The sequence below is a fragment of the Halarcobacter sp. genome, assembly GCF_963675975.1.
Lineage (GTDB): Bacteria > Campylobacterota > Campylobacteria > Campylobacterales > Arcobacteraceae > Halarcobacter.
Genome location: NZ_OY780939.1, coordinates 35,453 through 45,158 on the forward strand (window position 1 = coordinate 35,453; position 9,706 = coordinate 45,158).

Genomic DNA, 9,706 nt, shown 5'->3' on the forward strand with positions numbered 1-9,706 from the left:
TTCTAATAAGCCTTTACCCAAATTAAAGCACCATTTTCAATAGGATATTTTTTCCCTTTGTATTCCTTCTCACCCTCTTCTATAAGTGCAGCAAATCCCCACCACCCTTTGTGGTTCATAACAAAAGAAAATACTCCATTGTCGTCTGTTTTTACAACTTGTGTAATGTGGGCATCAGTTGGTGCTTTTAAATTAAATTCATTATATAATTCAACTTCAACCTCTACATTTGAAACAGCTTCACCATTATATACAACTTTTCCTTGAAAAATATTCCCTGCATATAGTCCAAAAGGCTTTGTTAAAGGGATAATTTCATAAGTTAAACCAATTGGTTCATCCCAACCATCTTCTAATCCATATGAAGATACAATAACTTTAGGTACATGAGAGATATATTTTCCCTCAGCAGGCTCAAAATATGGCTCAGGGATTGTATAAAACTTGTAAACACCAGGTTTTTTTATCTCATAACTACTTTTCCAAGCTTTATGGTCAAACACTTTTGTTTCACTTAAAGGTAAAGATTGTTTATTTTTTTCATAAAAAATACCCTTTGGTTTAACCATTGTCATACCAGTTTGCTCAAAAGGATGAATAAACATAGCATCTAAAGTTATTTTAGATTCCTCTTTTGAAGTAACATTATCAGTAGATGGGATAAAAGTAAGAAAGTGAGCATTTGCAAACACTGCAAATACTCCAGCTAAAATCAGTTTTTTCATTATTTGCTCCTTGAATTTATGAAAAGATTATAAATATTTTAAATTCAAAGGAAATAAATTAAATTTTTTCTTATGTATTTTTAGAACTAATTAATAAAAATAATTTAAATTTCAAAAACCTTTCCTATATTTTGTAATTCCTTTTTATATTCTTTAGAAATATAATAGTTTATCATAAGTCCTTCTCTTTTTGATATTAAAATATTTGCATCTTTTAATTTTCTAAGATGTTGGGATACAGGAGATTGCTTCATAGATAAAATATCACTTATATCACATACACACATTTTTTCATATTTTAAAAGTAAATAAACTATTTTAAGTCTTACTTCACTTCCTAATAAAGAGTAAAGTTTGGCCTCTTTTGAAAACACTTTGTCTAATCTTTTTACCTCATCTCTTTCATGATTAATTAGATTTTCATTTACTTCAATTCTAAGACAAGTTGTATCTACTTTCATTTGATTCCTTTTAAAGCTTTGTTTTAAAACTTGTATTTTGATTTGGACTGAAGCCACCCTTTGATACAAAACTATTTTGTGGTTTGTTTGCTTGAAGTTTATTTGGTGTTGGCTTTGAAGATGAACACGTCTCATTTGTATCACAACATGAAGTCTCTTTTTTATTAAACTTATCTTTAAATATATGATAGACAATTAAAGCTATCATAGCTATAGAAGCTATTATATTAAATATAGATACCTCTTCATTGTCTATTGAGATTGTTAATAAGCTTAATTCTTTAAAAAATGTATCATATAAATATCCAAATAATAAAGCCATAATAGCAATAACTACAAGATAAACTATAAGTGCTGTTTTTCCAAGCATTTTATAAACTACACTCATAGTAACAGCACTAGTTGCAGGTCCTGCTGTTAAAAATATAAAAACAGCTCCAGGTGACATTCCTTGAATCATAAAAGCAGCTGCTATTGGTAAAGATGCTGTTGCACAAGTATATAAAGGCATAGCAAAAAGCATAACTACAATATATGTCAAAAACTGATTTTCAAAAAGCATTTGTGTATACTCTTTTGGTGTAAAAGTCACAAATAAAGCACCAAGTATAAGACCTATAATCAAGGCTTTTGCCATATCATTAAAAAGAGTTCCATATCCATATTTTAGTACAGCTATAAACGAAAAGCCTTTTTTACTACTTGAACTACTGCAACAACTCGATGTTGTAGTGGAATTAGAACTGCAACAGCTAGATGTAGAACTAGAGTTTGAACTACTACAACAGCTTTGAGGCTCTTCCATATTTTCATTAGTATCTTTTGTATCTTTTTTTTCAAACAGATTTTGAACTAATCCAACTGTAATAGCTATAATTACAGAAGAAACAACTCTATATAAAGTGAATACAAATCCAAATAATGAGTATGTTGCTAAAATAGAATCTACTCCCGTAATAGGAGTTGAGATTAAGAAACTTTGAACTGCACCCTTACTAGCACCCTCTTTTTTTAGTCCTTGTGCCAAAGGGATTACAGAGCAAGAACAAACAGGTAAAGGTATTCCAAAAAGTGTTGCTTTTATAACTGAGCTTGTTGAATCTTTTCCAAGATGTGAAGAGACAAAAGTATCTGGTATTAGTTGTTTTAAAATACCTGCAAAAAATAAACCAATGATTATATATATTGACATTGCATTTAATAAATCTAAAAAGTTTGCAAAAAAATTTTGTAATATTTCCATTATGATTCCTATAGTATATTAGAATATACTAATATACTAAAAAGAACTTATATTAAACTTTAATTTTTGCTAGTTATACAATTTTTCTATTTCTAAAAGCCAATACAATAGTTATAAAAACCACTAAAAGTGTAATCGGTACAAAAGGTGGTATTGGGATTGGGTCACCTGCTGCATAAGAGTGTAATCCAGCTAAATAATAGTTAACTCCAAAATAAGTCATCACAATAGAAGAATAAGCTACTAAAGATAAACTAGAAAAAATAAAATTAGAAGCTAAGCCTTTTATGTAGTGTAGGTGTAATATTACTGCATAAATTAAAATAGATACTAAAGTCCAAGTCTCTTTTGGATCCCATCCCCAATATCTACCCCAAGATTCATTTGCCCAGATTCCACCTAAGAAGTTACCTATTACAAGTAAAACTAAACCTATTATCATAGACATTTCATTTATTCTTCTTGCTTCTTTTATAGAGATTTTCAAAGATTCTTGTTTTAAATCATTTTTATTTTTATTAATAAATATAAAAAAGACTAGTGTTAAAAATCCTAAAATTGCACTAAGTGCTAAAAAAGCATAACTAGCTGTAATTACACTTACATGAATTGTTAACCAATAAGATTTTAAAACAGGAGTTAAAGTAGTAATCTGAGGTTCTAACCATGATAAATGTGCTACAAAAAGGGTAATCCCTGATAACAATGATGTGGTAGCTAGTGCTAATATTGATTGTTTTGAAAAGATGATTCCTGCTAAAACAATAGCCCATGCTATATAAATCATAGATTCATATCCATTTGACCAAGGGGCATGACCTGAAACATACCATCTTAATGCAAGTCCTGAAGTATGAACTATAAAACTTAGTATAAATATCACAAGAAAAAATTTTGATATTTTATTTAAAGATATCATTGGTTTAAATATTTTTACAAATACAAAAGCCAATAAAACAACTCCTAAGATTAGATATACAGGAGTTAGTCTTTTAAAAATATTATATTTGTTAAAAAGTAATTCTGCTTTTATTTTCCATTCATTAGGGATAATATTAGCTGCATATTTTGTTTGATAGTTTATAATATTATCAAGGGCGATATTTGCTTTATCCCAAGAGGCTTTACCTTCATTTGCTTCTTTTAATGCAATAAAATAACTATCCATAAGATTTGCTATATCTTTTGCCTCTGTTTTATTTAAAGCACCAACTCCATCATTTATAACTGATATTGCTAAAGTTGGGTCTAGCCATTTGTTGTTGTTATCATCAATTTTTGGAAATAGTTTTAGAAAAGCTCCTGAAAACAGATTATAGATAATATTTAATCTTTCATCTACTTTTATAACATCCTTATCGTAAGTTGTTCTTTGTGAGGGTTTCTTTTTATTTATTATTTCTAAATCATCTTCTAATTTATATTTCCCTAAATTACCATATATATCATCAAATTTAAAGTATTTTGAATCACTATTTATATTTAAAACATTTTTCAATTTATCATTTTTTACACTAATAATTGGAACTTTTTGCCAGGCTCTTGGATTTATAAGCATACTAATAAATAGTTGATTTGCATTTAATCCATATAAACTCTCTTTTCTCATCACTTTATTCATAATCTCAATAGCTAAAGAATTAATAGGTTTGATTCTTCCTTGATAATCTTGAACTAATACTGCCCCTAATTTGTTTGCATGGTCTAAATCTATATTTGTGATAAGTTTCATATCAATATTTGAGTTTGTTTCTGCTTTTAAATCACTTGTAAATAGAAATACAAAACAGATAAGAAAAGCACTTGCAATATTTTTTAATTCATATTTTGTATTTGCCAGTTTTCTAAATCTACCATTTTTCATAAAAAGACTAAAAATAAGCCCTGTAAATAATAAAAAGTAACCAATATATGTTGGTATTACTCCTGGGTCTTTATTTACAGAAAGTATTGTTGCAGTTTCATTCATAGTGTATGAACTTTGAAAAAATTTATACCCTTTATAGTTTAGAGTATTGTTCATAGATATTAATTGCTCAAAAGTTATATCATCTTTTGTATCATATACTTTTACTAAACTAGAATAACTTGAAGGGGATTTAGAACCAGGATATCTTTCTAGATTAAAATCATTTAAATATAAAGAAAATGGCAACTCAATAATCTTTGCACCCCAAGATAGTTTTAGTGTTTTATCATCTAGCTTAATTGTTTTTTCATAACCTTGATTTGAACCACCTTTTCCAAAAAGAGAGATCTCACTCTCTTTTCCTTTGTAAGTTAGTTTAGTAATCACGGCATTTAGTCTTTTATCTTTTTGAACAAGATTTTTATCCATACTTACAACTTGAACTTTCCCTGATGCTGCAAAATCTGGCGTTGCAAATCTCGTTTGTGCTACTATATAAATAACATCATCTCTTAAAGGTAAAACTTCATTTGCTTTTATAGTACCTTGCCCTACTCCATCCATAAAGTTGTATGTGATTGATACATTTGATTTAATATAAACTTGATTATCTTTTGTTTCAAATAAAACTTTAGGTTTAGAGTTATCTTCAATCTTTTTATTTAAAGAAAAAGTAGTATATTTATCTGAGTATATTTTTGTATTTTGTAAATCTATACTTCTTGCTCCTGTTAAATCAGTAATAATAAGATTTACCATAGGTTTTCCATCTTTTACTGTTACAATTTTCTCTGCTGCATTTGGAACAAAATTTTGAAATTTTAAATTTATATTTGAGTTAATATCTAAATCAAAATCTGTTTGAGAAAGTTCTGTCATTAATACTTTTGTATCTTTTTTAAGTATCTCTTTTCCATCTTTATTTAATAAAACAGCTTGAATATATTCATCATTTGAAAGCATTTTATTTTGTATAGTAAATTCAGGAATAGTCATCAAACCTTCATAACCTAAATATCTAGTAAGAGCAGCTCCAACTAAGATAAATGCAAATGATATATGGATAAAAAAGATAAAAAACTTTTTGATTTTATACATTTTAAACCAAATAATATTAGCTAATGAAGAGATTACAAGAATAAGCATAATAAGTTCAAACCAAGTTTTATTATATACAAAAGACCTTACAGCCAATGTACCATAATCATTTTCTATAAATGTAGCCACAGCACATGAAAAAGCGAAAAGAAGCATTAAAACTGTTGCAGTTTCAATTGATAGAATATTTTTTAGTAATTTTTTCATATTAAACCTAGATTATACAATTAATAAATAACACCTAAATTAATAGGAGAGATATGTGACTAGGTGTTATTTATTAATCATAAAAGAAAAGAGGATTAACCTCTTCTCTTAAATTTGTAATTTAAAGTCTTAGTTATAAGAAGTTTTATCTTCTATACCCTCTGTTGATTTAGGGTTATAGATACCTTTTTTCTCAGCCTCTTTTTTCCATTCAATTAAAAGTCCACTTTTGAATTTTTTCTTATCATCTACAAGTTTTTCAAATGGTAAACCAATAATCTCTTGAGCTTTCTCTTTAGAAGTAGCTTCAGGTGCTTTATAATCAGCAGCTCCATGTTTAGCTAAGATTTTAGCTAATTTAATTCTAGCATTTCCAGCTTTTTCAATTGCTGTTGCTAAAACTCTTAAAGTCTCTTCAGGTGCATGGAAGAATGCTGGGTGTGATGCAACTGCATAATCCCATCTCCATTGTGCATGTCTGATATCTTTTAATACAGGTGCCATTTCTGCTTCACTTGCTCCAACTTCCCAAGCTTTTCCAGCTTCTAAGTGTGCAGCAGCTAATTGTTTCATAGCTTTTTTGTGTAACTCATCTTTTCTTTGTTTTTTCTCATTAATTGTTTTAAGTAATGAGTCTTCAGAAACTCTGTGACAAGTCATACAAGTATTTTCCATATTTTCCAATGGATTACCAATTTTATGATCTGTATATTTAACTCCACCTTCTCTTTTATAAGGCATGTGACAATCTGCACAAGAAACATTGTTTTTACCGTGTGCACCTGTTTTCCACATCTCATAACCTGGGTGTTGAGCTTTTAACATTGGAGTTTTAGAGATTTTGTGTGTCCAATCTTTGAAATCCATATTATCATAATATCTTTCCATATCATCAACTGATGTACCTTCAGACCAAGGTAAAGTAACAACAGCCGCTTTTTTACCATCAGGAGTATCAGTTTTTTTGAAATAATATTCAACGTGACATTGTGCACAAACCATTGTTCTCATCTCTTGGTGAGTTGCATCAGCTAACGAAGTTTCACCATTTGATTGTAAAGCAGTATCTAAATACTTTCTATTTACTTGAAGCTCCATAGTTTCAGGATTATGACAATCTACACAACCAATTGGATTAATAATATCTGAACCATATTTTGCCCATTTACCAGTAAAGTACTCTAAGTCACCTTGCTCATTCATAATTCTAGGAACATCAGGTGATTTACATGTCCAACATGCTGTTGGCATTGGTCCAGTTTTACCATCTACTGGTGCACCTGTTCTAAGAGTATTTCTATTATCTTCAATAGCATAGAAGTGACCTCTTGGAGCGTTATAGTCTTTTGCAAAACCATATCCTGCCCATAATACAACTAATTCAGGATATTTTTCTAACATATCCTCGATTTTATCACTTTGTTTAGTTTGTTTCCAAGAATCATATTCTCTTGGATAAAACTTTTTAAACTCTTCGTTTTTTGTTTCCCATTTGTCAATTTTTGGAACAGAATTTATAATTTTTTGTTCCTCTTTTTTCTCATTAATAGATGCAACTAATGCACTTAAACAGCCAATTGCTACTAATGAAGCTACAAGTAAGACTTTAAACTTTTTCATCTTTCTTTCCTTCTTATTTCATTCTTTCTTTAACACCTATACTATAAGGAGTTGATGTTAAACTTCTAACTTTGCCATGAGGAGTAAACTTATGACATTCCCAACATTTTCGATCAGCTTTTAAACTATCTTCTTCTGAACCATGGTAATTATTTGCATTTAGACCCATTTGAGATGTTAAATCTCCATGACATCTAATACAGTTTGCTTGCACTCTGTCTGCACCATCTTCACTTATGTCAATATTATTTTCATAAGTGTTCAAGGTAAATGCAACTGAGTGATTCCAACCATCGATTGCTTTAGCTTTATACTTAGCAACCACATCACCAACTGGCAAGTGACAATCCACACATGTAGCAACATTCTTATGAGAACTTTTTGACCATGTTGCATATGCAGAATTCATCGTATGACAATTGATACAGGCTTTAGGATCACTTGACAGGTATGACAACATTTTTGATGCATGCACTGTATAAGCAAATAAACCAACAGCAATAAGAAAAGCTAAAATTGATCCATAGACTACAATTTTTTCTCTTTTCATTCTTAATCCTTTAAATTGCATTAGAAGTATAAATTAATTTTTAGTTTAAATCCTTGACCTATGTCAAGAATGAATATTTAGTCATACTATAAAATGGTACTTTCTTATTAATTTAAATTTTTCGATTAAAATATCATTTAATTTAATTATGTGAAATTTATAGTAAAAGTTATTTTACTTTATTGAAAATAAAGTTTTTTAGGTAGTTTTAGAATTTTATTTATAAGTTTTTATTATATTATTTTAATATATAAAAAATTGATACGTATATTGATAAAAAAAATTATAAATATTTCAAAATTTGTAAATTTATTGATAGTTTGTATTTAAAAGATGAATTATAAGTGTCAAAATTTGACACTTATAAATTAGAATTTATCTTGGTAGTAATTTAACTGGAACGATTTGGAACTCTTCCATATTCCATACACCATTTACTACATATGGCTCATTTTCTAACCATTCATTAATCGCTTCATCATTTTCAAAATCAACAAATAGTGTAGAACCTACCATTTGGTCATCTTCTATAAGAGCACCAGCATTTATAATTTTTCCTTCTGCTATCATTTTTTTAGCACCCTCAACATGAGCGTCTCTTACTTCTAGTCTTTTATCTAAAGCACCTTCATTGTCATAAGCTATTACAAGGTATTGCATTGGTTAACTCCTATTTTTAATTGATATAATTCTATCATTTAATCATTACAAGTAAATTAATATCTTTATCTTATTAAAGTCAAATTTGAAAAATAGTAACCTTGTACAAAATCACAATCAAGTTTATTTTGAATCAATTCAAAATCCTCTTTTGTTTCTACACCCTCTATAATAGATTTTTGACCATTTTTTCTTATTGTTTCTAATAACCCGCATAGATATGATATATAGTTTTGATTTGTTTTGATTTGTTTTAAAAAAGATTTATCTATTTTTATATATTTACATCTATTCATAATAAAAAAAGAAAACATTGAGCCATCTTGCGCAAAATCATCTAATGCAGAATCTATGCCTTTTTCTTTTAGCCACATGGCAAAACTACGCATAATAGAAGAAGATACTTCATCATCACTGCCATTTTCAGTTATCTCTACAACTATATTGTCTTTATATTGTTTTAAAAATTTTTCCCAATAATTTTTTTGCTCTTCTGTTTTTACAATATCCGCATCAAAATTTAAAAATAATTTTTCTTTTTTATCAAATTTGTTTACTTGATGTAGTTTATTTCTTTTTTCTAGTTCGAAAAACAAATTATTATAATAGTGAAGTTTTCTAAAAATCTCTTCAGTTGATATTATCTTTTCATCTATTGCAAATTTTGATAATGCCTCATATGCGAATATCTTATTATCATTTTTTATATCTATTATTGGTTCATATTTTGTTTTATAATCAGCTCTTTTTATTATACTTTTAAACTCTTCTTTATTCATAAAGAGAATAATAACAAATTTTAAATTAATTTATGATAACAATTATCAATTTTATAAATTAAAATAATTAGCTGATAATATAAATGTAAGTGGATATATAAGGGCATTCATATATCTAAAAAGAAAAGTCATTTTTACATTTGGAAGTATATCTTCTATATTTATATTCTCTTCTATCTTTTTTATAATACTAAGTTTTAAAGAGATATCTAGAAACTTTATCCCAACTATACTTAACATTAAAAAGCTATTGTTTTGCAAATATATAACTAAAAATATAGAATAAATAAAACTCAAATTTAGTAAAAAGAAAAGTAAAATACTTTTTTTGTAGATTGCATAGTTATTATAAATAACTCCATGCAGTGTGTCAGATTTTTGCCAGTTAGATTCAAATATCTCAACAGCAATAAAGATAAAAAATAGTGAGATTATATCCATTATATCAATTAGG

General features: G+C 27.8%; 9 protein-coding genes. All 9 read right to left on the reverse strand.

From position 1 onward, the window contains the following. Positions 1-2: 2 nt before the first annotated feature. The gene (locus ACKU3H_RS00180) at positions 3-725 is read right to left on the reverse strand and encodes a DUF4198 domain-containing protein (RefSeq protein WP_320034962.1); all 723 of its coding nucleotides are present in this window, start codon (positions 723-725) and stop codon (positions 3-5) included. Positions 726-829: 104 nt separating this feature from the next. Then, positions 830-1,186, reverse strand: a complete 357-nt coding sequence (locus tag ACKU3H_RS00185; RefSeq protein ID WP_320034963.1) for a metalloregulator ArsR/SmtB family transcription factor — start codon at positions 1,184-1,186, stop codon at positions 830-832. Positions 1,187-1,196: 10 nt separating this feature from the next. Beyond that, a complete protein-coding gene (locus tag ACKU3H_RS00190; RefSeq protein ID WP_320034964.1) occupies positions 1,197-2,429 on the reverse strand; it encodes an SO_0444 family Cu/Zn efflux transporter in 1,233 nt (410 codons plus the stop codon). Positions 2,430-2,502: 73 nt separating this feature from the next. Further along, on the reverse strand, positions 2,503-5,643 hold the full coding sequence (gene ccsA / locus ACKU3H_RS00195) for a cytochrome c biogenesis protein CcsA (RefSeq protein WP_320034965.1): 3,141 nt from the start codon (positions 5,641-5,643) through the stop codon (positions 2,503-2,505). A 129-nt stretch (positions 5,644-5,772) separates the two neighbouring features. Continuing rightward, entirely contained in the window at positions 5,773-7,263 is a 1,491-nt protein-coding gene (gene nrfA, locus ACKU3H_RS00200) for an ammonia-forming cytochrome c nitrite reductase (RefSeq protein ID WP_320034966.1), read from the reverse strand. A gap of 13 nt (positions 7,264-7,276) precedes the next feature. Further along, on the reverse strand, positions 7,277-7,813 hold the full coding sequence (gene nrfH / locus ACKU3H_RS00205) for a cytochrome c nitrite reductase small subunit (protein WP_320034967.1): 537 nt from the start codon (positions 7,811-7,813) through the stop codon (positions 7,277-7,279). A 375-nt stretch (positions 7,814-8,188) separates the two neighbouring features. Beyond that, positions 8,189-8,473: a YciI family protein gene (locus ACKU3H_RS00210; protein WP_320034968.1), complete on the reverse strand. Its 285-nt coding sequence runs from the start codon at positions 8,471-8,473 to the stop codon at positions 8,189-8,191. A 65-nt stretch (positions 8,474-8,538) separates the two neighbouring features. Beyond that, on the reverse strand, positions 8,539-9,252 hold the full coding sequence (locus tag ACKU3H_RS00215) for an EAL domain-containing protein (RefSeq protein ID WP_320034969.1): 714 nt from the start codon (positions 9,250-9,252) through the stop codon (positions 8,539-8,541). Positions 9,253-9,303: 51 nt separating this feature from the next. Beyond that, on the reverse strand, positions 9,304-9,693 hold the full coding sequence (locus ACKU3H_RS00220) for a hypothetical protein (RefSeq protein WP_320034970.1): 390 nt from the start codon (positions 9,691-9,693) through the stop codon (positions 9,304-9,306). Positions 9,694-9,706: the final 13 nt, after the last annotated feature.

What these genes read in the sequence shown, in the direction of transcription:
- ACKU3H_RS00180 (WP_320034962.1), bottom strand. Translation starts at nt 725, where the DNA reads ATGAAAAAACTGATTTTAGCTGGAGTATTTGCAGTGTTTGCAAATGCT.
- ACKU3H_RS00185 (WP_320034963.1), bottom strand. Translation starts at nt 1,186, where the DNA reads ATGAAAGTAGATACAACTTGTCTTAGAATTGAAGTAAATGAAAATCTA.
- ACKU3H_RS00190 (WP_320034964.1), bottom strand. Translation starts at nt 2,429, where the DNA reads ATGGAAATATTACAAAATTTTTTTGCAAACTTTTTAGATTTATTAAAT.
- ccsA (WP_320034965.1), bottom strand. Translation starts at nt 5,643, where the DNA reads ATGAAAAAATTACTAAAAAATATTCTATCAATTGAAACTGCAACAGTT.
- nrfA (WP_320034966.1), bottom strand. Translation starts at nt 7,263, where the DNA reads ATGAAAAAGTTTAAAGTCTTACTTGTAGCTTCATTAGTAGCAATTGGC.
- nrfH (WP_320034967.1), bottom strand. Translation starts at nt 7,813, where the DNA reads ATGAAAAGAGAAAAAATTGTAGTCTATGGATCAATTTTAGCTTTTCTT.
- ACKU3H_RS00210 (WP_320034968.1), bottom strand. Translation starts at nt 8,473, where the DNA reads ATGCAATACCTTGTAATAGCTTATGACAATGAAGGTGCTTTAGATAAA.
- ACKU3H_RS00215 (WP_320034969.1), bottom strand. Translation starts at nt 9,252, where the DNA reads ATGAATAAAGAAGAGTTTAAAAGTATAATAAAAAGAGCTGATTATAAA.
- ACKU3H_RS00220 (WP_320034970.1), bottom strand. Translation starts at nt 9,693, where the DNA reads ATGGATATAATCTCACTATTTTTTATCTTTATTGCTGTTGAGATATTT.